General features: G+C 39.0%; 19 protein-coding genes. 13 read left to right on the top strand and 6 right to left on the bottom strand.

Going from position 1 to position 24,529, the window contains the following annotated elements; translation table 11 throughout:
* Window positions 1-36: 36 nt before the first annotated feature.
* The 7 genes from rplA to LG369_RS06585 all read left to right on the top strand — a co-directional run bounded on the left by rplA (window position 37) and on the right by LG369_RS06585 (window position 6,922).
* Window positions 37-726 carry a 50S ribosomal protein L1 gene (rplA, locus tag LG369_RS06615; protein WP_001085672.1) on the top strand — a complete coding sequence of 230 codons (690 nt, stop codon included), beginning with the start codon at window positions 37-39 and terminating at the stop codon, window positions 724-726.
* Window positions 727-930: 204 nt separating this feature from the next.
* Entirely contained in the window at window positions 931-2,631 is a 1,701-nt protein-coding gene (locus LG369_RS06610) for an acetolactate synthase large subunit (RefSeq protein ID WP_225750676.1), read from the top strand.
* The gene (ilvN, locus tag LG369_RS06605; protein ID WP_004251957.1) at window positions 2,624-3,100 is read left to right on the top strand and encodes an acetolactate synthase small subunit; all 477 of its coding nucleotides are present in this window, start codon (window positions 2,624-2,626) and stop codon (window positions 3,098-3,100) included. The genes LG369_RS06610 and ilvN overlap by 8 nt, the downstream gene beginning before the upstream one ends.
* A 168-nt stretch (window positions 3,101-3,268) precedes the next feature.
* Window positions 3,269-4,291 carry a ketol-acid reductoisomerase gene (gene ilvC, locus LG369_RS06600; protein WP_004251959.1) on the top strand — a complete coding sequence of 341 codons (1,023 nt, stop codon included), beginning with the start codon at window positions 3,269-3,271 and terminating at the stop codon, window positions 4,289-4,291.
* An 80-nt stretch (window positions 4,292-4,371) separates the two neighbouring features.
* The gene (gene ilvA / locus LG369_RS06595; protein ID WP_225750675.1) at window positions 4,372-5,622 is read left to right on the top strand and encodes a threonine ammonia-lyase IlvA; all 1,251 of its coding nucleotides are present in this window, start codon (window positions 4,372-4,374) and stop codon (window positions 5,620-5,622) included.
* An 82-nt stretch (window positions 5,623-5,704) separates the two neighbouring features.
* The gene (locus LG369_RS06590) at window positions 5,705-6,601 is read left to right on the top strand and encodes an SPFH domain-containing protein (protein ID WP_178895385.1); all 897 of its coding nucleotides are present in this window, start codon (window positions 5,705-5,707) and stop codon (window positions 6,599-6,601) included.
* A 105-nt stretch (window positions 6,602-6,706) separates the two neighbouring features.
* Complete coding sequence (locus LG369_RS06585) at window positions 6,707-6,922, top strand: hypothetical protein (protein WP_004251963.1); 216 nt, start codon at window positions 6,707-6,709, stop codon at window positions 6,920-6,922.
* An 84-nt stretch (window positions 6,923-7,006) separates the two neighbouring features.
* Here LG369_RS06585 and LG369_RS06580 read toward each other — a convergent pair whose 3' ends face one another.
* Both LG369_RS06580 and LG369_RS06575 read right to left on the bottom strand, forming a co-directional pair.
* The gene (locus LG369_RS06580; protein WP_004251965.1) at window positions 7,007-7,747 is read right to left on the bottom strand and encodes an amino acid ABC transporter ATP-binding protein; all 741 of its coding nucleotides are present in this window, start codon (window positions 7,745-7,747) and stop codon (window positions 7,007-7,009) included.
* Window positions 7,747-9,312 carry an ABC transporter substrate-binding protein/permease gene (locus LG369_RS06575; RefSeq protein WP_225750674.1) on the bottom strand — a complete coding sequence of 522 codons (1,566 nt, stop codon included), beginning with the start codon at window positions 9,310-9,312 and terminating at the stop codon, window positions 7,747-7,749. Before LG369_RS06575 ends, LG369_RS06580 begins: the two co-directional genes overlap by 1 nt.
* 130 nt (window positions 9,313-9,442) lie before the next feature.
* Here LG369_RS06575 and LG369_RS06570 point away from each other — a divergent pair, with 130 nt between their 5' ends.
* Together LG369_RS06570 and LG369_RS06565 are read left to right on the top strand one after the other, a co-directional pair.
* Window positions 9,443-11,335 carry a DUF2207 domain-containing protein gene (locus tag LG369_RS06570; RefSeq protein WP_225750673.1) on the top strand — a complete coding sequence of 631 codons (1,893 nt, stop codon included), beginning with the start codon at window positions 9,443-9,445 and terminating at the stop codon, window positions 11,333-11,335.
* Between the two features lie 61 nt (window positions 11,336-11,396).
* The gene (locus tag LG369_RS06565) at window positions 11,397-12,242 is read left to right on the top strand and encodes an undecaprenyl-diphosphate phosphatase (RefSeq protein WP_225750672.1); all 846 of its coding nucleotides are present in this window, start codon (window positions 11,397-11,399) and stop codon (window positions 12,240-12,242) included.
* Between the two features lie 35 nt (window positions 12,243-12,277).
* Here the strand turns inward: LG369_RS06565 and dinB are convergent, their stop codons facing one another.
* Window positions 12,278-13,339: a DNA polymerase IV gene (gene dinB, locus LG369_RS06560; RefSeq protein WP_004251973.1), complete on the bottom strand. Its 1,062-nt coding sequence runs from the start codon at window positions 13,337-13,339 to the stop codon at window positions 12,278-12,280.
* A gap of 238 nt (window positions 13,340-13,577) precedes the next feature.
* Here dinB and pflB point away from each other — a divergent pair, with 238 nt between their 5' ends.
* Together pflB and LG369_RS06550 are read left to right on the top strand one after the other, a co-directional pair.
* Window positions 13,578-15,893: a formate C-acetyltransferase gene (pflB, locus tag LG369_RS06555; protein WP_004251975.1), complete on the top strand. Its 2,316-nt coding sequence runs from the start codon at window positions 13,578-13,580 to the stop codon at window positions 15,891-15,893.
* Window positions 15,894-16,298: 405 nt separating this feature from the next.
* Window positions 16,299-18,401: an AAA family ATPase gene (locus LG369_RS06550; protein ID WP_225750671.1), complete on the top strand. Its 2,103-nt coding sequence runs from the start codon at window positions 16,299-16,301 to the stop codon at window positions 18,399-18,401.
* A 58-nt stretch (window positions 18,402-18,459) separates the two neighbouring features.
* On the opposite strand, the gene LG369_RS06545 is transcribed toward LG369_RS06550, so the two are convergent.
* Window positions 18,460-18,942 (bottom strand): S-ribosylhomocysteine lyase, encoded by a 483-nt coding sequence (locus LG369_RS06545; protein ID WP_004251981.1) that lies wholly within the window; start codon window positions 18,940-18,942, stop codon window positions 18,460-18,462.
* 205 nt (window positions 18,943-19,147) lie between these two features.
* Between LG369_RS06545 and LG369_RS06540 the strand changes: the two genes are divergently transcribed.
* On the top strand, window positions 19,148-21,124 hold the full coding sequence (locus LG369_RS06540; RefSeq protein WP_225750670.1) for a peptide ABC transporter substrate-binding protein: 1,977 nt from the start codon (window positions 19,148-19,150) through the stop codon (window positions 21,122-21,124).
* Between the two features lie 77 nt (window positions 21,125-21,201).
* Here LG369_RS06540 and pbp1a read toward each other — a convergent pair whose 3' ends face one another.
* Window positions 21,202-23,331 carry a penicillin-binding protein PBP1A gene (pbp1a, locus tag LG369_RS06535; RefSeq protein ID WP_225750669.1) on the bottom strand — a complete coding sequence of 710 codons (2,130 nt, stop codon included), beginning with the start codon at window positions 23,329-23,331 and terminating at the stop codon, window positions 21,202-21,204.
* Complete coding sequence (gene recU / locus LG369_RS06530) at window positions 23,328-23,924, bottom strand: Holliday junction resolvase RecU (RefSeq protein ID WP_225750668.1); 597 nt, start codon at window positions 23,922-23,924, stop codon at window positions 23,328-23,330. The genes pbp1a and recU overlap by 4 nt, the downstream gene beginning before the upstream one ends.
* Window positions 23,925-23,991: 67 nt before the next feature.
* Between recU and LG369_RS06525 the strand changes: the two genes are divergently transcribed.
* Window positions 23,992-24,519: a DUF1273 domain-containing protein gene (locus tag LG369_RS06525; protein WP_225750667.1), complete on the top strand. Its 528-nt coding sequence runs from the start codon at window positions 23,992-23,994 to the stop codon at window positions 24,517-24,519.
* Window positions 24,520-24,529: the final 10 nt, after the last annotated feature.

The following is a 24,529-nucleotide window of genomic DNA, read 5'->3' as shown; positions in this document are numbered from 1 at the left end:
GAAAATCGATTGAACCACTTACAAGGAGAATAGAAAATGGCTAAAAAAAGCAAACAACTTCGTGCTGCTCTTGAGAAAATCGACAGCACAAAAGCATACAGCGTAGAAGAAGCTGTAGCTCTTGCAAAAGAAACTAACTTTGCAAAATTTGACGCAACTGTAGAAGTTGCATACAACTTGAACATCGACGTGAAAAAAGCTGATCAACAAATCCGTGGAGCAATGGTATTGCCAAACGGTACTGGTAAAACAGCTCGCGTTCTTGTATTTGCACGTGGTGCAAAAGCTGAAGAAGCTAAAGCTGCTGGTGCAGACTTCGTTGGTGAAGACGACCTTGTTGCTAAAATCAACGACGGTTGGTTGGACTTCGACGTAGTTATCGCTACACCTGACATGATGGCTCTTGTTGGACGTCTTGGACGTGTCCTTGGACCACGTAACTTGATGCCAAACCCTAAAACTGGTACTGTAACAATGGATGTTGCTAAAGCAGTTGAAGAGTCTAAAGGTGGTAAAATCACTTACCGTGCTGACCGTGCAGGTATCGTACAAGCTATCATCGGTAAAGTTTCATTTGAAGCTGACAAGTTAGTTGAAAACTTCAAAGCATTCAACGAAACAATCCAAAAAGCTAAACCAGCTACAGCAAAAGGAACTTACGTAACAAGCTTGACAATCACAACTACTCAAGGTGTTGGTATCAAGGTTGACGTTAACTCACTTTAATTAGTAAATAATCAAAAGGTTGGGACATTTTGTCTCAACCTTTTTTCTATTAAAAGGTAAAAATACGTATAAACTTTCTAATCTATTTGATATTGTAAAGCATCTAGATAGAAAATTCAGAAAATTGTTTCTTTTGTCTTGAAAATTTTTGAAAAAATGGTATTATAGAAACAAGTCATTTTATTGAGAAGAGAAAGGGGAACGATGGAGAAAATCATTTTAGACTCACCAAAGTCAGGTTCAGAACTCGTTTTGGAAACGCTCCGTGACCTAGGAATCGATACGATTTTTGGTTATCCAGGCGGGGCTGTATTGCCTTTGTATGATGCTATTTATAATTTTAAAGGCATTCGCCATATTCTAGGTCGGCATGAACAAGGTTGTCTTCATGAAGCAGAAGGTTATGCTAAGTCAACAGGGAAACTTGGTGTCGCAGTCGTCACAAGTGGACCAGGAGCTACCAATGCCATTACTGGGATTGCAGATGCTATGAGTGACAGTGTTCCCCTTTTGGTCTTCACAGGTCAGGTGGCAAGAGCGGGAATCGGTAAGGATGCTTTCCAAGAGGCAGATATTGTCGGTATTACCATGCCGATTACCAAGTACAACTACCAGGTTCGAGAGACGGCGGATATTCCACGTGTGATTACAGAGGCTGTGCACATTGCGACTACCGGTCGTCCAGGACCAGTTGTTATTGACTTGCCAAAAGATGTTTCAGCTCTTGAAACGGACTTCGTCTATTCTTCAGAGATAGATTTACCAAGTTATCAACCAACTCTAGAGCCTAATGAGATGCAAATCAAGAAGATCTTGAAGCAACTCTCTAAGGCTAAGAAGCCAGTTTTGTTGGCTGGTGGTGGGATTAGCTATGCAGAGGCTGCAGCGGAGTTAAACGAATTTGCAGAGCGTTATAAAATTCCTGTTGTTACCAGTCTTTTGGGACAGGGGACAATTGCAACTAGCCATCCACTATTTTTAGGAATGGGTGGGATGCATGGTTCCTTTGCAGCCAATATCGCAATGACTGAAGCTGATTTTATGATTTCGATTGGTTGTCGTTTTGATGACCGTTTGACTGGCAATCCTAAGACATTTGCGAAGAATGCCAAAGTAGCGCATATCGATATCGATCCAGCAGAGATTGGTAAGATTATCGCAGTTGATATTCCAGTTGTTGGAGATGCTAAAAAGGCCTTGCAACAGTTACTAGCGGAGCCAATCGTTCGTAACAATACTGAAAAATGGATTGAAAAAGTTACCAAAGATAAGAATCGTGTTCGTTCTTATGATAAGAAGGAACGTGTTGTCCAACCACAAGCAGTTATTGAACGAATTGGTGAATTGACTAAGGGTGATGCCATTGTCGTAACTGACGTCGGACAACACCAAATGTGGACAGCTCAATACTATCCATACCAAAACGAGCGTCAACTCGTAACTTCAGGTGGACTAGGAACCATGGGATTTGGAGTTCCTGCAGCCATTGGGGCAAAAATTGCTAATCCAGATAAGGAGATCGTGCTCTTTGTCGGTGATGGTGGTTTCCAAATGACCAATCAGGAATTGGCAATCTTGAATATCTACAAGATTCCAATCAAGGTCATCATGCTTAATAACCATTCACTTGGGATGGTTCGTCAATGGCAAGAAGCCTTCTACGATGGTCGAACATCAGAGTCAGTCTTTGATAGCCTCCCAGATTTCCAATTGATGGCTCAAGCCTATGGAATTAAGAATTATAAATTTGATAATCCTGAAACCTTAGAAAAGGATTTGGAAGTCATCTTGGAAGATGTACCAATGTTTATCGAGGTAGATATTTCTCGTAAAGAGCATGTTTTACCGATGGTACCAGCTGGTAAGAGTAATCATGAGATGTTGGGGGTGAAGTTTAATGCGTAGAATGTTAACAGCCAAACTTCAAAACCGGTCAGGAGTTCTCAATCGTTTTACCGGTGTTTTGTCTAGACGCCAAGTCAATATTGAGAGTATCTCGGTAGGGGCGACAGAAAATCCTAATGTGTCACGGATTACCATTATCATTGATGTTGCATCTCACGATGAAGTGGAGCAAATCATCAAACAACTCAACCGTCAGGTCGACGTTATTCGTGTCCGTGATATCACAGATAAACCGCATCTCGAGCGTGAAGTGATTCTGATCAAGGTCTCAGCGCCTGCGGAGAAGCGGGCAGAAATTTTAGCTATTATCCAGCCTTTCCGTGCAACTGTTGTTGATGTGGCTCCGAGCTCCATTACTGTTCAGATGACTGGAAATGCGGAAAAGAGTGAAGCTTTGATTCGGGTTATTCGACCGTACGGTATCAAGAATATCGCTCGTACGGGTGCAACTGGATTTACCCGCGATTAATACTCTTCGAAAATCAAATTCAAATCACGTCAGCTTTGCCTTGCCGTACTCAAGTACAGCCTGCGCCTAGCTTCCTAATTTGCTCTTTGATTTTCATTGAGTAAAAAATAACTTAAATTTGTTAAACCAGCCTAAAAGGCAATAAATAATAGAAAAGAGAGAAAAACTATGGCAGTTCAAATGGAATACGAAAAAGATGTAAAAGTAGCAGCACTTGATGGTAAAAAAATCGCTGTTATCGGTTATGGTTCACAAGGTCATGCTCATGCTCAAAACTTGCGTGATTCAGGTCACGATGTAATCATCGGTGTTCGTCCAGGTAAATCTTTTGATAAGGCAAAAGAAGATGGTTTTGATACTTATACAGTAGCAGAAGCAACTAAATTGGCTGATGTTATCATGATTTTGGCACCAGACGAAATCCAACAAGAATTGTACGAAGCAGAAATTGCTCCAAACTTGGAAGCTGGGAATGCAGTTGGATTTGCGCATGGTTTTAACATCCACTTCGAATTCATCAAAGTTCCTGCAGATGTAGATGTCTTCATGTGTGCTCCTAAAGGGCCAGGACACTTGGTACGTCGTACTTACGAAGAAGGCTTTGGTGTTCCAGCACTTTACGCTGTATACCAAGATGCTACAGGAAATGCTAAAGACATCGCTATGGACTGGTGTAAAGGTGTTGGTGCAGCGCGTGTTGGTCTTTTGGAAACAACTTACAAAGAAGAAACTGAAGAAGATTTGTTTGGTGAACAAGCAGTTCTTTGTGGTGGTTTGACTGCCCTTATCGAAGCTGGTTTTGAAGTTTTGACTGAAGCTGGGTATGCTCCAGAATTGGCTTACTTTGAAGTGCTTCACGAAATGAAACTCATCGTTGACTTGATCTACGAGGGTGGATTCAAGAAAATGCGTCAATCAATTTCTAACACAGCTGAATACGGTGACTACGTTTCAGGTCCACGTGTCATCACTGAACAAGTGAAAGAAAACATGAAAGCAGTTCTTGCTGATATCCAAAATGGTACATTTGCCAACGACTTTGTGAACGACTACAAAGCTGGACGTCCAAAATTGACTGCTTACCGTGAACAAGCAGCTAACCTTGAAATTGAAAAGGTTGGTGCAGAATTGCGTAAAGCAATGCCATTTGTTGGTAAAAACGACGATGACGCATTCAAAATCTACAACTAATTTTTGAGAATAAAAATAGAAGGCGAGTTGGGGGGTACCTAACCCGCTTTTTATCTTGAAAAAGAATCAAGGAGAAGATTATGCTTAGTGCAAAAGATGTGGTGAAGGCCCACAAGGTTCTGAGTGGTGTCGTAGTCAATACGCCACTAGAATATGATCATTACTTATCAGAAAAATACGGAGCTAAAATTTATCTCAAAAAAGAAAATGCTCAACGAGTCCGCTCTTTTAAAATTCGTGGAGCTTATTATGCCATCTCACAATTGACTAAGGAAGAACGTGAACGTGGAGTAGTGTGCGCATCAGCGGGAAATCACGCTCAAGGTGTTGCCTACACTTGTAACGAGATGAAAATTCCTGCAACAATCTTTATGCCAATTACAACGCCTCAACAGAAAATTGGTCAGGTTCGTTTCTTTGGTGGAGATTTTGTAACTATCAAATTGGTAGGAGATACCTTTGATGCTTCGGCCAAGGCAGCTCAAGACTATACAGTTGCTGAAAATCGTACGTTTATTGATCCTTTTGATGATCCCTATGTTCAAGCTGGTCAAGGAACAGTAGCTTATGAAATTTTAGAAGAAGCGCGAAAAGAATCCATTGATTTTGATACTGTCTTGGTGCCTGTAGGAGGTGGAGGACTCATTGCAGGAGTTTCTACTTATATAAAGGAAATGAATCCGGATATTGAAGTTCTAGGTGTAGAAGCCAACGGAGCTCGTTCCATGAAGGCAGCCTTTGAGGCTGGAGGTCCGGTTAAACTTAAAGAAATTGATAAGTTTGCAGACGGGATTGCTGTGCAGAAGGTTGGGCAATTGACCTATGAAGCAACCCGTAAAAATGTTGAAACGCTCATCGGAGTGGATGAAGGTTTAATCTCTGAGACATTGATAGATCTTTACTCTAAACAGGGGATTGTAGCTGAGCCTGCAGGTGCTGCTAGTGTGGCAGCCTTGGAAGTACTGTCAGATTATATAAAGGGTAAGACTATTTGTTGTATCATCTCTGGAGGAAATAACGATATCAACCGTATGCCAGAGATGGAAGAGCGTGCCTTGATTTATGATGGCATCAAGCATTACTTTGTGGTAAACTTCCCACAACGTCCAGGTGCACTTCGCGAGTTTGTAAATGATATTTTAGGACCGAATGACGACATCACACGTTTTGAGTATATTAAACGTGCTAGCAAGGGAACAGGGCCAGTCTTAATCGGGATTGCCCTTGCTAACAAGCATGATTATGCGGGTTTGATTCACCGAATGGAGAAATTTGATCCGTCTTATATTAACTTGAATGGGAATGAAACTCTATATAATATGCTTGTTTAATATCCTATAAAATTTTTATCATATCATTTGCCTAACCTATATACGAGTGCTATAATGTAAGTGAAGAAAGGGGGAGATTCCCATGGTTTTACAAGTTTTACTTGTTCTAGTGATTCTAATGCTTATTGTAGGAGCTGTGTTAGTGAGCTCTGTTTATGTCGTTCGTCAACAGTCTGTTGCAATTATCGAACGATTTGGTAAGTATCAAAAGTTAAGTAATAGTGGTATTCATCTACGGGCACCATTTGGCATTGACAAAATTGCAGCTCGTGTGCAGCTACGCCTTTTACAAAGTGAGATCGTGGTTGAAACCAAAACCCAAGATAACGTTTTTGTGACTATGAATGTCGCAACTCAGTATCGTGTAAATGAGTTAAACGTTACAGACGCTTACTATAAATTGATGAGACCTGAAGCTCAAATCAAATCTTATATTGAAGATGCATTGCGCTCATCTGTTCCTAAGTTAACTTTGGATGAATTGTTTGAGAAAAAAGATGAAATTGCATTAGAAGTTCAAAAACAAGTAGCGGAAGAAATGTCAACGTATGGGTATATTATCGTTAAGACGCTCATTACCAAAGTTGAGCCGGATGCAGAAGTCAAACAATCAATGAACGAAATTAATGCTGCCCAACGTAAGAGAGTGGCAGCTCAAGAATTGGCTGAAGCAGATAAAATTAAGATCGTTACAGCGGCAGAAGCTGAGGCAGAAAAAGATCGCCTCCATGGTGTGGGGATCGCAGAGCAGCGGAAAGCAATTGTTGATGGACTTGCTGATTCTATTAAAGAGTTAAAAGGAGCCAATGTCGAATTAACTGAAGAACAAATTATGTCAATCCTATTAACCAATCAGTATTTGGATACATTGAATAATTTTGCAGATAAACAAGGAAATAATACAATATTCTTGCCAGCAAATCCTAATGGAGTTGAAGATATTCGAACCCATATATTATCAGCTTTGAAAGCTAAATAATTATAATCTTAACGCAATAACTTTATTAATATATGTGTTTCAATTGACAAATACTATAAAAACATATAGAATAAAATTGCGTAAAGAAAAAAATAGGAGAATAACATGGCTAAGTCTAACTTTGAAAAAGTAGAAGCAGTTGTTAGCTGGGTTCGTGATAAGAAGATCACAGGGTATCGTATTTCTAAGGAAACGAATGCGCGTGAAATGTCTATCATTGCTTTGGCTCAAGGACGTGCAAAAGTTAAAAACATTTCCTTTGAAACAGCCCTCGGCTTAATTGATTTCTACAATAAAAATCATGAAAAATTTGAAGATTAGTCTTTGGATATAGGCAGGTTCGAAAAGAATCTGCCTTTTAATTTTTTGGAATATAAAAAAAGACTGCAATGGCAGTCTTTTTTCTTATCGAAGATAGCGTTGTAAAAATTCTCTTGTACGTTCTTCTTTGGGATTAGTAAATAGATCTTCTGGTTTGCCTTCTTCTGCAATGACACCCTTATCCATAAAGATGACACGGTGTGATACATCGCGAGCAAATTCCATTTCGTGGGTTACGACGATCATGGTCAAGCCTTCTTGAGCTAAATCTTGCATGATTTTAAGAACCTCACCAACCATTTCAGGGTCAAGGGCTGATGTAGGCTCATCAAAGAGAATGGCATCAGGATTCATGGAAAGTGCACGAGCAATAGCGACACGCTGCTTTTGCCCACCAGAAAGTTGTTTAGGTTTGGCTTGCCAGTAACGTTCTCCCATGCCAACTTTTTCAAGGTTCTCTTTAGCAACTTTCTCTGCTTCTGAACGATCACGTTTGAGTACAGTTGTTTGGGCAACGATTGTATTTTCAAGCACGTTTAGATTTTCAAAAAGGTTGAAGGACTGGAAGACCATTCCTAGTTTTTCTCGATAGTGAGTGAGGTTATATCCTTTTTCGAGGACATTTTCACCGTGATAAAGGATTTTACCTTCAGTGGGTGTTTCAAGTAAGTTGATTGAACGTAGGAAGGTTGATTTACCACTACCGGAACTTCCAATGATAGAAATAACTTCTCCTTTATGGATAGTAAGCGAAATATCTTTTAGGACCTCGTTTTGTCCATAGGATTTTTTGAGGTGTTTGATTTCAAGAATGGGTTGATTCATTATTTCAAATCCTCCGTTTGCATTTGGTTAGCACCTGTAGTGTAAGTATCCATATCCATCCGTTTTTCGATATAGCGTAGGATACGTGTTACTGTAAAGGTGAGGACAAAGTAGATAACTGCGATAATAGTAAAGGTTTGGAAGTACTGGTAAGTCTGTGTTGCTACTGTATTTCCTGAGAAGTAAAGTTCTACAACAGAGATAACATTCAATACAGAAGTATCCTTGATGTTGATGACGAACTCATTACCAGTAGCAGGTAGGATATTTCGAACTACCTGAGGTAAAACAATCTTACGCATGGTTTGATTATGAGTCATACCAAGTGCAGTAGCTGCTTCAAATTGTCCTTTGTCAACAGCTAGGATACCACCACGAACGATTTCGGTCATGTAGGCACCGGTATTGATAGAAACGATAAAGATAGCAGCCAGAGTACGGTCTAGGTTGATTCCGAAAGCCTGGGCAGTTCCATAGTAGATAACCATAGATTGTACAATCATAGGAGTTCCACGGAAAATTTCAATATAGATATTGAGAATCCAACCAACTATATTTTGAATGACGTAGATAAATTGATTTTCAGATTGAGGCGCAGTACGGAAAACACCGATAGCAAGACCAATAACGAGACCAACGATGGTACCGATAATTGAAATTAAAAGTGTGATTCCAGCACCACGTAAGAGTTGTTGCCAGTTTTCAGTTAGAATTTTAGCAACTTGGCTAAAGAAATTACTGCTGTTTTCTTCGGTAGTTGTAGCTTCTACAGGTTGCTCTTTAATCATACGATCCATTAGGGCAACTTGTTCATCTTTAGAGATGGTTTCGATGCTAGCATTGATTTGGCTGATACGTTCGTCATCCTTACGAAGACCGATAGCGATAGAGGTATCTTCTTCCCCAGTTTTAAAACCAGGTTCAGGCTGAATCATTTTGAACTTTGCATTTGCTGACTCAGCAGTTAGAGCTTCTGGTCGTTCAGAAACATAAGCGTCAATGACACCAGCTTCAAGAGCTTGACGCATTTGAGCGAAATCACCCATGGCAGTTTCTTTTTTAGCGCCTGGAATTTGAGAAATCAAGTCATAAAGGTAAACCCCTTGTTGAGAAGTGATTTTTGCATCTTTAAAATCATCTAGTGTTTTGGCGTTTGCATAGGCTGAATCTTTTTTGACTAAAAGTACTGGTTCACTGGTATAGTAACTGCTTGAGAAGGCAATTTCTTGCTTACGTTCAGCGGTTGGACTCATACCTGCAATAATCATATCAATCTTTCCAGAAGTCAGAGCTGGAACGAGTCCTTCCCATTTTGTTTTTACAATGAGTGGTTCTTTACCCAGATCTTTAGCGATTTTTTTTGCAATTTGAACATCGTAACCGTTAGCATATTGGTTTGTTCCATCAATCTTGACAGCGCCGTTACTGTCGTCATCTTGAGTCCAGTTAAATGGTGCGTAAGCTGCCTCCATTCCGATGCGTAAATATTCATCGGCTTGGACCTGGCTAACTAGTCCTAGAGTAAGGGCTAAGCTAGCAAGGATAGATAAGCATAATTTTTTCATGTTTTCTCCTATTTCTAGTCTAAAAATGGCTCCCTCTATTGTATCGAAAAAGCGGAATTTTTTCAATCTTAGTAAACCCTTACTTGTAAAAAAATGATATAATGAGAAAAAGGTCAAAAGAGGCTATATTATGAAAAAAAGATGGTTAATAGTACTTATATTTACTTGTCTGATAATTGTTCCAAAATTGGTTTTTGCCGTGGATTTCAGCATTCCATCCTATAAGGGAGAACTGTATATTCATGCAGACAATACAGCAGAATTTAGACAGAAGATAGTTTATCAGTTTGAGGAGGACTTTAAGGGCCAAATCGTGGGACTTGGACGTGCTGGCAAGATGCCTAGTGGATTTTATATTGATTCTCAGCCAAAGGTTGAGGCATCTAAAAATGGTCATAAAATCGAAAATCTTACTAGCGAAGTGACAGAAGAAACGAATGGTTATACTGTTAAAGTCTATAATCCAGGTCAGGAAGGGGACAGGGTCGAAGTGGAACTTACCTGGCAATTGAAAAATCTTCTTTTTTTATATGATGATATCGCTGAATTAAATTGGCAACCCTTAACAGATAGTTCAGAATCTATTGAAAAATTTGAGTTTCATGTGATGGGAGATAATGGGGCCGAAAAACTCTTTTTCCACACAGGGCAACTCTATAGAGAGGGAAGGATTGAACAGAGTGGTCATGACTATACTATTCGTTTAGACAATCTTCCGTCTAAGCGCGGAGTTGAGTTGCATGCATACTGGCCTCGAACTGATTTTGCTAGCGCTACAGATCAGGGCTTAAAAGGGAATCGTTTAGAAGAGTTTAATAAGATAGAAGAGTCGATTGTTAGAGAAAAAGATCAGAGTAAACAACTCGTTACTTGGGTATTTCCTTCAATGCTTTCCATCTCCTTGTTATTGAGTATCTGCTTCTATTATATCTATAGAAGAAAAACCACTCCTTCAGTCGAATATGCCAAAAATCATCGTCTCTATGAACCGCCGATGGAATTAGAACCTATGGTTTTATCAGAGGCTGTCTACTCGACCTCCTTGGAGGAAGTGAGTCCTCTAACCAAAGGAGCAGGTAAATTCACCTTTGACCAACTTATTCAAGCTACCTTGTTAGATGTGATTGACCGTGGGAATGTCTCTATTATTTCAGAAGGAGACGCAGTTGGTTTGAGGCTGGTAAAAGAAGATGGTTTATCAAGCTTTGAAAAAGACTGCCTAAATCTGGCCTTTTCAGGCAAAAAAGAAACAACTCTCTCCGATTTGTTCGCAGATTACAAGGTATCTGAGAGTCTTTATCGTGGAGCCAAAACTGCTGATGAAAAACGGATTCAAGCAAGGGGGCGTCAGCTCAAATCCTCTTTCGAAGAAGCATTGAAAGAGATGCAAGAAGGAGTGAGAAATCGGGTTACCTTCTGGGGACTACCAGATTACTATCGTCCTTTAACTGGTGTGGAAAAGGCCTTGCAAGTGGGTATGGGACTCTCTACTATTCTACCTCTATTTATCGGATTTGGTTTGTTCTTGTACAGTTTAGATGTTCATGCTTATTTTTACCTCCCTTTGCCAGTACTTGGTTTTCTAGGTTTAGTTTTGGCTGTTTTCTATTATTGGAAGCTTCGACTAGATAATCGTGATGGTGTTCTAAATGAAGTGGGAGCGGAGGTCTATTATCTTTGGACGAGTTTTGAAAATATGTTACGTGAGATTGCACGACTGAATCAGGCTGAATTGGAAAGTATTGTTGTTTGGAATCGTCTATTAGTGTATGCAACTTTGTTTGGATATGCTGACAAGGTTAGCCATTTGATGAAGGTTCACCAGATCAAAGTTGAAAATCCAGATATCAATCTCTATGTAGCCTATGGTTGGCATAGCATATTTTACCATTCAACAGCGCAAATGAGCCATTATGCCAGTGTCGCAAATACAGCAAGTACCTTTTCTGTATCATCCGGAAGCGGTAGCTCTGGTGGTGGTTTCTCAGGCGGTGGCGGTGGTGGAAGTGTTGGTGCTTTCTAAAGAAAACTCAACACAGCCTTTAAAAGTATGATATAATGGAGGATAGAAAAAGGAGTAATCTATGTATTTTTTTGAAATTTTAAAATCAATCTTTTTTGGTATTGTTGAAGGAATTACGGAATGGTTGCCGATTTCAAGTACGGGTCACTTGATTTTAGCAGAAGAGTTTATCCAGTATAAAGACCAAACTGAAGCTTTTAAGTCTTTGTTTAATGTAGTCATTCAACTTGGTGCCATCTTTGCAGTTGTGGTTATCTACTTTAATAAACTTAATCCTTTCAAACCAGGTAAGGATAAAGTTCAAGTTCGTAGAACTTGGCAGTTATGGTCCAAAGTTTTTGTGGCGACTCTTCCTCTTCTCTTAGTCTTTAAGTTTGATGATTGGTTTGATACCTATTTCCATAACAAGGTTTCAGTAGCCATTATGTTGATTGTTTATGGGATTGCCTTTATCTTTCTTGAAAAACGTAACAAAGCGCAAGCGATTGAGCCAACAGTTACTGAGTTAGATAAATTACCTTATAAAACAGCCCTCTATATTGGATTTTTCCAAGTTTTGTCCCTTTTACCAGGAACTAGTCGTTCTGGTGCAACAATCATTGGTGGTTTGTTAAACGGTACTAGTCGTTCAGTGGTAACAGAATTTACCTTCTATCTAGGAATTCCAGTTATGTTTGGAGCCAGCGCTTTGAAGATTTTTAAATTTATCAAGGCTGGAGAAGTCTTGAGTTTTGGTCAATTCTTCTTGCTTTTGGTAGCAATGGTAGTGGCTTTTGCAGTCAGCATGGTTGCTATTCGTTTCTTGACCAGCTATGTCAAAAAACACGACTTTACCGTGTTTGGTAAATACCGTATTGTCCTTGGTAGTGTATTACTACTTTATAGCTTCATTCGACTATTTGTATAAGAAAAAAACCTTGAAGGAAGAATCCTTCAAGGTTTTTAAAATCCAGTCACAGTGACTCCTAATAAACGGACTCCCTTGTCTTTATCACTCAGTGTTTCATAGAGTTGGATAATGCTTTGAGCAATTTCTTCAGAGTCTTGTGTTTGTTGATTCAGTGTTTTTCGTTTTGTCAAAGTAGAAAAGTCGGCATAGCGGATTTTCAAAATGACGATCTTACCACTTTTTTCATATTTTTGAAGACTAAGAGCAACTTTTTCCGAAAGGAGAGTTAGCTCTTTTTTAATATCTTCATCTAGACTTAGAATCTTACTATAAGTTTTTTCCTTACCGATGGACTTACGGATACGATTCGATTTGACGGGAGAGTTATCTATACCTCGAGCCTTACGATATAGATCAAAGCCGAGTCTTCCGAAACGATCAATGAGAGTGATTTCAGAGATCTCTAAAAGGTCAGTACCTGTATATACACCCATTTGATGGAGTTTTTCAACTGTTTTCTTGCCCACACCGTGGAATTTAGCAATATCCATTTGTTTGAGAAAATCTTCAGCTTCATCAGGAAGAATGACTGTCAAACCACGAGGTTTTTGATAGTCACTTGCCATTTTAGCTAAAAATTTATTGTATGATACACCAGCAGAAGCTGTTAATTGTAATTCATTCCAAATATCCTGCTGAATTAAACGAGCAATTTTAACAGCAGATTTGATACCAAGCTTGTTTTCAGTTACATCTAGATAAGCTTCGTCGATACTCATAGGTTCAATTTTATCCGTATATCGTTTAAAAATAGCTCGAATCTGTTGGCCAACAGTAGTATATTTTTCGTAGTTCCCAGAAATAAAAATAGCTTGAGGACAGCGTTCATAAGCTTCTTTAGAACTCATAGCTGAGTGAATGCCGAATGCTCTGGCTTCATAACTACAGGTTGAAACAACACCCCGACCACCTGTTTTCCTAGGGTCGCTACCAATAATAACGGGTTTGCCTTTAAGTTTAGGATTGTCACGAATTTCTACAGCAGCAAAAAAGGCATCCATGTCAATATGGATAATTTTACGGGATAAATCATTCATCAGTGGAAATATCAGCATGAAATGGCCTTTCTTTGGTAGTTTATCTAGCCTTATTATACCTTTTTTCTGAAAAAATAGGAAATAGCTAATTACTTTTCAAAAATATACTACAGTTTGCACTGAAATAACAACTGTATTATAAAAGAAAGTGTCTAAAAAGTGTGATTTCACTTGTTGAAATCGTTTACTGTGTGTTATACTGAATATATGAATGTAACAGATTGCTGTTACTAGAAAGATAAAAGAGGACATTAACATGGTTGTTAAGACAGTTGTTGAAGCACAGGACATTTTTGACAAAGCCTGGGAAGGCTTTAAAGGTGTTGACTGGAAAGAAAAAGCAAGTGTATCACGCTTTGTACAAGCTAACTACACACCTTATGATGGAGATGAAAGCTTCCTTGCAGGACCAACAGAGCGTTCACTTCACATCAAAAAAATCGTAGAAGAAACTAAAGCACACTACGAAGAAACTCGTTTCCCAATGGACACTCGTCCAACGTCTATCGCTGACATCCCTGCAGGATTCATCGACAAAGAAAACGAAGTTATCTTTGGTATCCAAAATGACGAACTCTTCAAATTGAACTTCATGCCAAAAGGTGGTATCCGTATGGCTGAAACTACTTTGAAAGAAAATGGATACGAGCCAGACCCAGCTGTTCACGAAATTTTTACAAAATATGTAACAACTGTTAACGACGGTATCTTCCGTGCTTACACTTCAAACATCCGTCGTGCTCGCCACGCTCACACTGTAACTGGTCTTCCAGATGCATACTCACGTGGACGCATCATCGGTGTTTATGCGCGTCTTGCTCTTTACGGTGCAGACTACTTGATGCAAGAAAAAGTAAACGATTGGAACTCAATCGAAGAAATCGATGAAGAAACAATCCGTCTTCGTGAAGAAATCAACCTTCAATATCAAGCATTGCAACAAGTTGTACGCTTGGGTGATCTTTACGGAGTTGACGTTCGCAAACCAGCGATGAACGTTAAAGAAGCTATCCAATGGGTAAACATTGCCTTCATGGCTGTCTGCCGTGTTATTAACGGTGCAGCTACATCTCTAGGACGTGTGCCAATCGTATTGGATATCTACGCAGAACGTGACCTTGCTCGTGGTACATTTACTGAATCAGAAATCCAAGAATTTATTGATGATTTCGTTATGAAACTTCGTACAGTTAAATTTGCTCGTACAAAAGCTTATGACCAATTGTACTCAGGTGACCCAACCTTCATCACAACTTCTATGGCTGGTATGGGTAACGACGGTCGTCACCGTGTTACTAAAATGGATTACCGTTTCTTGAACACTCTTGATAACATCGGTAACTCTCCAGAACCAAACTTGACAGTTCTTTGGACTGACAAATTGCCATACAACTTCCGTCGCTACTGTATGCACATGAGCCACAAACACTCTTCAATCCAATACGAAGGTGTTACAACAATGGCTAAAGATGGATACGGTGAAATGAGCTGTATCTCATGTTGTGTGTCTCCACTTGACCCAGAAAACGAAGAACAACGTCACAACATCCAGTACTTCGGTGCTCGCGTTAACGTTCTTAAAGCTCTTCTTACTGGTTTGAACGGTGGTTACGACGATGTTCATAAAGATTATAAAGTATTTGACATCGAACCAATCCGCGACGAAGTTCTTGAATTCGAATCAGTTAAAGCAAACTTTGAAAAATCTCTTGACTGGTTGACTGACACTTACGTAGATGCTTTGAACATCATCCACTACATGACTGATAAGTACAACTACGAAGCTGTTCAAATGGCCTTCTTGCCAACTAAACAACGTGCTAACATGGGATTCGGTATCTGTGGATTTGCTAACACTGTTGATACATTGTCAGCTATCAAGTACGCTACAGTTAAACCAATCCGTGACGAAAATGGCTACATCTACGATTACGAAACAATCGGTGAATACCCACGTTGGGGTGAAGATGACCCACGTTCAAACGAATTGGCAGAATGGTTGATCGAAGCTTATACAACTCGTCTACGTAGCCACAAACTTTACAAAGACGCAGAAGCTACTGTATCACTTTTGACAATCACATCTAACGTTGCTTACTCTAAACAAACTGGTAACTCACCAGTCCACAAAGGTGTATACCTCAACGAAGATGGTTCTGTGAACTTGTCTAAACTTGAATTCTTCTCACCAGGTGCTAACCCATCTAACAAAGCTAAAGGTGGATGGTTGCAAAACTTGAACTCACTTGCTAGCCTTGACTTTGGTTATGCAGCTGATGGTATCTCATTGACAACTCAAGTTTCACCACGTGCTCTTGGTAAAACTCGTGACGAACAAGTTGATAACTTGGTAACAATCCTTGATGGTTACTTCGAAAACGGTGGACAACACGTTAACTTGAACGTTATGGACTTGAACGATGTTTACGAAAAGATCATGTCAGGTGAAGACGTAATCGTACGTATCTCTGGATACTGTGTAAACACTAAATACCTCACTCCAGAACAAAAAACTGAATTAACACAACGTGTCTTCCACGAAGTTCTTTCAATGGATGATGCATTGAGCTAAGATTTATAAATAGTAAATCAAAAACCAGTCACTCTGACTGGTTTTTTTGTTATAAAAATTTTTTAAAAAAAAATAGTCAAATTTGGTCAAAACTATTGACTAAAACTGACTAAAGTGATATACTAAGAACATAAGGATAAGAAAAGTCCTTAGAAAACCTTGATTTTAAGGTGATTGCATATACTATCTTAAGATCAAAGTATGGGTAAAACCTAGAAAAGAGGTACAACCTATGGTTAACATTAGTATTTTTAGAAGTCCAATCGAAAAACCTGTATTGGATAAAGAAAAACCTGAAATTATACGTAGAGTAGCAAATAGCTAGTCTAAATTTTTTGAAACAAAGGTCAGAGAAGGTCAAATTATTTTGACTAAGTAAATTTGAAAACAAACGAGGTATGAAATATGAATAACAACTTTAATAACTTTAACAACATGGATGATTTATTTAACCAATTGATGGGTGGTATGCGTGGATACAGTTCAGAAAACCGTCGTTACTTGATTAACGGCCGTGAAGTAACGCCTGAAGAATTCGCTATTTACCGTCAAACTGGTCAACTTCCAAGCGAAGGAAGTGAACAAGCTCAGTACGTTCAAGGTAAAGGTATGAAACAAGATGGGATTCTTGCAAAACTTGGACGTAACTTAACAGCAGAAGCACGTGAAGGTAAGTTAGATCCGGTTATTGGACGTAATAAAGAAATCCAAGAAACTTCTGAAATTCTTTCTCGTCGCACAAAGAATAATCCAGTTCTCGTCGGTGATGCTGGTGTTGGTAAAACTGCAGTAGTAGAAGGATTGGCCCAAGCTATCGTGAACGGTGACGTTCCTGCAGCAATCAAGAACAAAGAGATCATTTCTATTGATATTTCTGGACTTGAAGCTGGTACTCAATACCGTGGTAGCTTTGAAGAAAATATTCAAAACTTGGTAAACGAAGTCAAAGAAGCTGGAAATATTATCCTTTTCTTCGACGAAATTCACCAAATTCTTGGTGCTGGTAGCACAGGTGATGGTCAAGGGTCTAAAGGTCTTGCTGATATCTTGAAACCAGCTCTTTCACGTGGAGAATTGACAGTGATTGGCGCAACTACTCAAGATGAATACCGTAATACTATCTTGAAAAATGCAGCCCTTGCTCGTCGTTTCAACGAAGTGAAGGTTAATGCTCCATCTGCTGAAGATACTTTCAAGATTCTTCAAGGTATTCGAGATCTTTATCAACAACACCACAATGTTATTTTGCCAGATGAAGTTTTGAAAGCGGCTGTTGATTACTCAGTACAATATATTCCACAACGTAGCTTGCCTGATAAGGCTATTGACCTTGTGGATGTGACAGCTGCTCACTTGGCAGCACAACACCCAGTGACAGACGTACATGCAGTTGAGCACGAAATTCAAGCGGAAAAAACTAAACAAGAAGAAGCTGCGGCTAAAGAAGATTACGAAGCAGCTCTAAATGCAAAAGTTCGTATCGAAGAGCTTGAAAAGCAAATTGCTAATCATACAGAAGATCACAAGGTTACAGCTACTGTAAATGATGTAGCTGAGTCTGTCGAACGGATGACTGGAATCCCAGTATCACAAATGGGTGCAACCGATATCGAACGATTGAAAGATATGGGTCACCGTTTGCAAACGAAAGTTATCGGTCAAGACAAAGCTGTTGAGGCAGTAGCAAAAGCTATCCGTCGTAACCGTGCTGGTTTTGATGAAGGTAACCGTCCAATCGGTAGCTTCCTCTTTGTAGGTCCTACTGGTGTTGGTAAGACTGAGTTGGCTAAACAATTGGCTCTTGATATGTTCGGAACGAAAGATGCTATCATCCGTTTGGACATGTCAGAATATAGCGACCGTACAGCCGTTTCTAAATTGATTGGTACAACAGCTGGTTATGTTGGTTATGATGACAATAACAATACTTTGACAGAACGTGTTCGCCGTAACCCATACTCAATCGTCCTTCTCGACGAAATTGAAAAGGCTGACCCTCAAGTCATCACCCTTCTTCTTCAAGTCTTGGATGATGGTCGTTTGACAGATGGTCAAGGTAACACTGTCAACTTCAAGAATACGGTGATTATCGCAACTTCAAACGCAGGCTTTGGTTACGAAGCTAACTTGACAGAAGATGCGGATAAACCAGAACTCATGGATCGTTTGAAACCATACTTCCGTCCAGAATTCTTGAACCGTTTCAATGCTGTCATCGAATTCTCACACTTGAGCAAAGAAGATCTTTCTAAGATTGTAGACCTTATGTTGGTTGAAGTTAACAAGACGCTTTCTAAGAAAGACATTGACTTGGTAGTGAGCGAAGCTGCTAAAGAATACATGACTGAAGAAGGCTACGATGAAGTCATGGGTGTTCGTCCACTCCGCCGTGTGGTTGAACAACAAATCCGTGACAAAGTCACAGACTTCCACTTGGATAATCTTGATGCTAAACACCTAGAAGCTGATATGGAAGATGGTGTTTTGGTCATTCGTGAAAAAGCCTAAATCAAGATTTTGAAAATAAAAAAAGGAACCAGTTCAAAAGCTGGTTTCTTTTTTATTATTAGATGACATGACGTTCAAAGGCATCGTCTGAGATTCCTTGTTGGAGAATCAATTTTGCCCATTCTTTAGCTGAAAATAGGCTGTGATCCTTGTAGTTTCCGCAAGATTCAATAGTTGTTCCTGGGACATCTTCCCAAGTTGTTGTCTCAGCGATTTCTTTCAATGAATCCTTGATGACAGCTGCGATTTCAGCGCTAGAATGACGTCCCCACATAATCATATGGAACCCTGTACGACAACCAAATGGTGAACAATCGATCATACCGTCGATGCGAGTACGGATTAGCTTAGCCAAGAGGTGCTCAATAGTATGAAGTCCAGCAGTAGGAATAGAGTCCTCATTTGGTTGAACCAAGCGGATATCAAAGTTAGAAATGATATCTCCTTTCGGTCCAGTCTCTTCTCCAATCAAGCGGACATAAGGAGCTTTTACAATCGTATGATCTAGTTCAAAACTTTCAACAATAACTTCTTTTGACATGGTATTTCCTTTCAACTTTCTTCTTTCATTATATCATAAAGATATAGTTGATAAATGTCAATGATTGAAATTTTCCTAAAAAGATTTTCATATTAGAAATAGAGGAAGAAAATATTTTCAAATCAATTTGAAAAATTCTGAAAATTGTATTGACACTTAGCTAAAAAGGGATTATAATGTATAAAAAGTCATAAAGGAGTTTATTATGAAATTTTCAAAAGTAATGGCCCTAGCAGGAGTGACTCTGTTAGCGTCAGGTGTTTTGGCGGCTTGTTCAGGTTCGAGCGCAAAAGGTGAGAAAACTTTTTCTTACACGTATGAAACCGACCCAGACAACCTCAACTATTTGACAACTGGTAAAGCAGCAACTTCTAATATCACTAGTAACGTCATTGACGGTTTGATGGAAAATGACCGCTACGGAAACTTTGTGCCATCAATTGCAGAAGATTGGTCTGTATCTCAAGATGGTTTGACATACACTTATACAATCCGTAAAGATGCTAAATGGTATACTTCTGAAGGTGAAGAGTACGCAGCTGTGAAAGCTCAAGACTTTGTAACGGGTCTTAAATATGCAGCTGACAACAAGTCAGAAGCACTTTATCTCGTTCAAGATTCTATTAAGGGTCTGGATGCATATGTGAAAGGTAAAGTTAAAGACTTTTCTGAAGTTGGAATCAAAGCAATTGATGATCAGACTGTTCAATATACTTTGAACAAACCTGAAAGCTTCTGGAACTCTAAAACAACTATGGGTGTTCTTGCACCGGTCAATGAAGAATTCCTTACTTCAAAAGGAAGTGACTTTGCCAAAGCAACAGATCCAAGTAGTATCCTTTATAACGGTCCTTACTTGTTGAAATCATTGGTAGCTAAATCTTCAGTAGAATTTGAAAAGAATCCAAATTATTGGGATAAGGACAATGTTCATATTGATAAAGTAAAACTATCATTCTGGGATGGTCAAGATACAAACAAACCTGCAGAAACCTTTAAGGCTGGTGGTTTCTCAACGGCTCGTCTATTCCCAACAAGTGCAAGTTATCCTGAAACTGAAAAAGAGTTTAAAGACAATATCGTTTATACACCACAAGATTCTTCAACTTACTTAATTGGTACCAATATTGATCGTCAGTCTTATAAATATACTTCTAAGACTACAGATGAGCAAAAAACTTCAACTAAGAAAGCTCTCCTTAACAAAGACTTCCGTCAAGCGATTGCCTTCGGTATTGATAGAACAGCTTATACTTCTCAAATCAATGGAGAAAGTGGAGCAACAAAACTTCTTCGTAACTTGTTCGTACCACCAACATTTGTTCAAGCAGATGGTAAAAACTTTGGTGAGTTAGTTAAGGAAAAATTGGTGACTTATGGTGACGAGTGGAAAGATGTTAACCTAGACGATGCTCAAGACGGTCTTTACAGTCCAGAAAAAGCAAAAGCAGAATTTGCTAAAGCTAAGACAGCTCTCCAAGCAGAAGGTGTTCAATTCCCAATTCACTTGGATATGCCGGTAGACCAAACAAGTACTACAAAAGTACAACGTGTTCAATCATTGAAACAATCACTTGAAGCAACATTAGGAACTGATAACGTAGTCGTTGATATCCAACAACTTCAAAAAGATGAAGTTCAGAATGTCACTTACTTTGCTGAGTCAGCTGCTGGGGAAGATTGGGACCTTTCAGATAACGTTGGTTGGACTCCAGACTTTGCAGATCCATCTACTTACCTTGATATTATCAAACCATCAGTCGGTGAAAATACTAAGACTTACCTAGGATTTGATGCAGGAACAAATAATGCTGCTGCCAAACAAGTTGGTTTGGAAGACTACGAAAAGATGGTTGTTGAAGCTGGAAATGAAACTACTGACGTTTCAAAACGTTATGACAAATATGCTGCAGCTCAAGCTTGGTTGACAGATAGCGCTTTGATTATTCCAACATCTTCTCAAACTGGACGTCCAATGTTGTCTAAGATGGTACCATTTACGCTTCCATTTGCTTACTCAGGTAACAAGGGAACAACTGAACCTCTCTTGTACAAATACCTTGAACTTCAAGATAAACCAGTAACTGCTGATGAATATCAAAAAGCTCAAGATAAATGGAAGAAAGAAAAAGAAGAATCCAATAAAAAAGCGCAAGAAGATCTTGCAAACCATGTCAAATAAAAGAAAGTGGAGTTAGTGATTAACTCCATCTTTTGGTAAATAAAAACCTAGGAAGATGTTTCCTAGGTTTTTATTGATTATTGTTGTCTTTGAGAATTTTGATTTTGTTGAGGATTTGTATTTGGAGCAGTTGGGTTCTGTGCGGTATTTGGATTAGTCGTTTCAACAACTGAAGTTGGATTTTCGGTCGTTGTAGTAGCAGCTTCTGTTGTGGCTTGTTGGGTAGTTTGAGGAATCCAGTTGCTACGTGCCCCATTCTTAAAGACGTAATCTCCACTTCTATAAAGTCCTTCTGGCATTGTCCAATCACCTGGGTGATCATCCTCGGAAAGGTACTCCATCATTGATCGGTAGATCTTTGCAGCAACTCTGAAATCATCTCCTGTGATAGGAGTAAGGCGATTAGAGTAACCTGTCCAAACAGCCATAGAATACTTACGGGTATATCCTACAAAATTTTCATCAGGTGCGACATAATCGTATCTCTTAATATGATTTTCAATCTCTTCATCAGTATAGTTTGATGTACCAGTCTTACCTGCTTGTGAAAGCCATGAAATATAAGCATCTCGACCTATACCAGAGTATAATACTGTTTTCATCATTTCTGTCATCATATAGGCAGTTGTTTCTTTCATAGCGCGAGCACCTTGATTAGAGAACTCTTTTGAACTACCGTCACTGAAGACAATTTTATTGATGTACATTGGTTTATAATAGATACCACCGTTAGCAAAAGCAGCATAGGCAGCAGCCATTTTTTCACTACTTGCACCGTACTGTTTACCTGATTCGGTCGTATTACTTGAAATTGCATTTGCGTATACCATGGTTGGATAATCAATGCCTAATCCATTTAGGAAACCTTTTGCTTTATCGAGTCCAACTCTATCCAGTGTTTCAACTGCTGGTACATTACGAGATTGTTGGATAGCAGTTTGAAGGGTAATGTTACCATAATACCCTCTATCCCAGTTATAAACAGGAATGTTAGTGCCTGGATAGTTGTACGGAACATCCTTCAGCATGTAGGCAGTAGAGTCATAAATATCATACTCTAATGCAGGGGCATAGTCTGTGATTGGTTTCATGGTAGAACCCCAGTCACGGTTAGTTTCAACAGCTTGGTTAATACCGAAAGATACGTTACTAGCTTGGTGACGAGAACCGAGTTGAGCAATAACTTTACCATTTGATACATCAATAATGGTAGAAGCTGCTTGGATTTCATCATCTGGATAGTTTACATATTCATCCGTGTTGTATACATCCCAAAGTCGTTTTTGAACGTCTTGGTCTACGTTAGTGTAGACATCCATTCCAGTGGTTAAAAGGTTGTAGCCTGTCTCTGTTTCAACTTGTTCAATCACTTCTTTGAGGTAATTGTCTAAGTATGGAGGATAGGAGTTGCTTCCTTTAAGACTTTGTAAACCATCAGTGATAGGTGTGTTTATAGCCGTTTCATATTGCTCAGCTGTTAAATAACCTTGCTTTTGCATCTCTGATAGGACTAGATTACGACGTTCTGTTGCTTCTTCTGGATGGGAATAAGGATCATATTGGTTAGGAGCCTGTGGCATTCCGGCTAGAAGAGCAAGTTGTGGAATTGATAGGTCTTTTAAATCTTTACCATAGTAATTTTGAGATGCAGTCTGCATACCATAGTTACCATTTGACATGTACACTTTATTGATGTAATATGTCAAAATTTCTTGTTTGGTTGCAGTTCTTTCTAACTGAATAGCTAGCCAAGCTTCTTGGGCTTTACGTGAGATTGTTTGGTCTGACGAAGAAGTTGAAAAGTAAGTTAATTTTATCAACTGTTGCGTCAATGTTGAACCACCTTGGAGGCCACCTCTACTAGTTAAGTTTCGCAGGAAAGCTCCAGCTATTCGAATGCTATCGATTCCTCTATGGTTAAAAAAGCGGTGATCCTCGATAGAGACAATTGCATTGACCAATTCAATTGGAACTTCATTGCTTTGAGCATTGACACGACGCTCGGCTCCTAAGTCAGCAATCAATTCGTTTTTACTGTCGTAAATCTTACTTGAAGTTGTTGCGACAAGTTTGCTTTCAGAAAGTTCTGGTGCTTTAGATACATAGTAGAAGAAGACACTTCCACCAATCAATATTGCAGCAATAAAGGCTGCTAAAAATCCAATTCCTAGATATTTAGCAATGCGCCAGATAAGTTGTTTGTTCATATTGTTTTACCACCTAGTAAATGTTGTTTGACGATATCGAGATAAGGTATTTGAGGGAAGGCTTGTTGTTCAATCACATAACCATGCTCTCGAATATAATCAAGCGGCATTGATTTTTTCCCCATATCCTGTTGATAAAAACGGATAAGGTCAATCGCCGGTAATAAATATGTTTCTTGATAAGAAGAAAAATGGATTAGGACGAAGCAAATTCCCTTTTGTTCAAGAACCTGTTCCATATGCTGAATCTGATGAGAATGAAAGTTCTTCATCGGGAACGCATTTTTTTGTCTGGTTTCCTTTGCTTCGAAATCGATGTAAAATCCTTCATAAACACCCGAGTAGTCAGTAGTTGAAGCTTGTCTAAAATAGGCTTCAACAATTTTAGTGCGACTCCGTTGAGGGTAGTCGACCCGAACAATCTGAACTGGGGTTGGCTTTTTGTGAATGACTGCTATTTCATGTGATAGATAGTAGTCATTGGTAGCATTAATCATCTTTTCAAAGCTCATACCTCGATTTGCGAAATTTTTAGTTTGAGGTAGAGAAGTTTTGCTTGGTTTAGATGAAAGTTTATGTGGATAGTTGACCATAGTCCTCCTTATTGGTACAATAACATCACTCTATTATACCACAAAGGTTTTCAGAAAGGGTGAAAAAATGCATACAGCCTTGGTTTTGGGATACTCAGCTTTTGATTTGGGAGTGTTTAATGAAAAGGATATTCGCTTAAAAATTATCAAAAAAGCCATTCGAAGAGATTTGGAAAAAATGGTTGAGGAAGGGTTGCAATGGCTAGTGTTTACAGGTTCTCTTGGTTTTGAATATTGGGTTTTAGAAGTCGCCAAGGAAATGAAAGATGACTATGGACTCCAACTAGCGACTATTTTTGATTTTGAAACACATGGCTCGAATTGGAATGAAGCAAATCAGATCAAATTGAGTGATTTTAAACAGGTCGATTTTATCAAGTATGCCTATCCGGCTTATGAGCATAAAAGCCAATTGAGAGATTACCAGATTTTTTTACTTGAAAATACAGATGGAGCCTATCTTTTTTATGATCAAGAAAACGAAACAAAACTGAGATTTTTTTACGAACTGATGAAAAAGAAAGACAACTATATTACAAAAAGATTAACATTTGAGGATTTAAACGAAATAGCCGAAAATTTTTCCGAAAATTGAGGCTTTGACC

It is taken from the genome of Streptococcus sp. Marseille-Q4154, assembly GCF_916700545.1.
Classification (GTDB): Bacteria; Bacillota; Bacilli; order Lactobacillales; family Streptococcaceae; genus Streptococcus; species Streptococcus infantis_I.
This window is presented reverse-complemented; position numbering and strand designations above follow the sequence as displayed.

Excerpts from the sequence above, each read along its gene's own strand:
- LG369_RS06570 (WP_225750673.1), top strand. The coding sequence starts at position 9,443 with ATGAAAAAAAGATGGTTAATAGTACTTATATTTACTTGTCTGATAATT.
- LG369_RS06610 (WP_225750676.1), top strand. The coding sequence starts at position 931 with ATGGAGAAAATCATTTTAGACTCACCAAAGTCAGGTTCAGAACTCGTT.
- ilvA (WP_225750675.1), top strand. The coding sequence starts at position 4,372 with ATGCTTAGTGCAAAAGATGTGGTGAAGGCCCACAAGGTTCTGAGTGGT.
- ilvN (WP_004251957.1), top strand. The coding sequence starts at position 2,624 with ATGCGTAGAATGTTAACAGCCAAACTTCAAAACCGGTCAGGAGTTCTC.
- LG369_RS06540 (WP_225750670.1), top strand. The coding sequence starts at position 19,148 with ATGAAATTTTCAAAAGTAATGGCCCTAGCAGGAGTGACTCTGTTAGCG.
- LG369_RS06585 (WP_004251963.1), top strand. The coding sequence starts at position 6,707 with ATGGCTAAGTCTAACTTTGAAAAAGTAGAAGCAGTTGTTAGCTGGGTT.
- pbp1a (WP_225750669.1), bottom strand. The coding sequence starts at position 23,331 with ATGAACAAACAACTTATCTGGCGCATTGCTAAATATCTAGGAATTGGA.
- ilvC (WP_004251959.1), top strand. The coding sequence starts at position 3,269 with ATGGCAGTTCAAATGGAATACGAAAAAGATGTAAAAGTAGCAGCACTT.
- pflB (WP_004251975.1), top strand. The coding sequence starts at position 13,578 with ATGGTTGTTAAGACAGTTGTTGAAGCACAGGACATTTTTGACAAAGCC.
- LG369_RS06580 (WP_004251965.1), bottom strand. The coding sequence starts at position 7,747 with ATGAATCAACCCATTCTTGAAATCAAACACCTCAAAAAATCCTATGGA.
- LG369_RS06545 (WP_004251981.1), bottom strand. The coding sequence starts at position 18,942 with ATGTCAAAAGAAGTTATTGTTGAAAGTTTTGAACTAGATCATACGATT.
- LG369_RS06525 (WP_225750667.1), top strand. The coding sequence starts at position 23,992 with ATGCATACAGCCTTGGTTTTGGGATACTCAGCTTTTGATTTGGGAGTG.
- LG369_RS06565 (WP_225750672.1), top strand. The coding sequence starts at position 11,397 with ATGTATTTTTTTGAAATTTTAAAATCAATCTTTTTTGGTATTGTTGAA.
- rplA (WP_001085672.1), top strand. The coding sequence starts at position 37 with ATGGCTAAAAAAAGCAAACAACTTCGTGCTGCTCTTGAGAAAATCGAC.
- LG369_RS06590 (WP_178895385.1), top strand. The coding sequence starts at position 5,705 with ATGGTTTTACAAGTTTTACTTGTTCTAGTGATTCTAATGCTTATTGTA.
- LG369_RS06550 (WP_225750671.1), top strand. The coding sequence starts at position 16,299 with ATGAATAACAACTTTAATAACTTTAACAACATGGATGATTTATTTAAC.
- LG369_RS06575 (WP_225750674.1), bottom strand. The coding sequence starts at position 9,312 with ATGAAAAAATTATGCTTATCTATCCTTGCTAGCTTAGCCCTTACTCTA.
- recU (WP_225750668.1), bottom strand. The coding sequence starts at position 23,924 with ATGGTCAACTATCCACATAAACTTTCATCTAAACCAAGCAAAACTTCT.
- dinB (WP_004251973.1), bottom strand. The coding sequence starts at position 13,339 with ATGCTGATATTTCCACTGATGAATGATTTATCCCGTAAAATTATCCAT.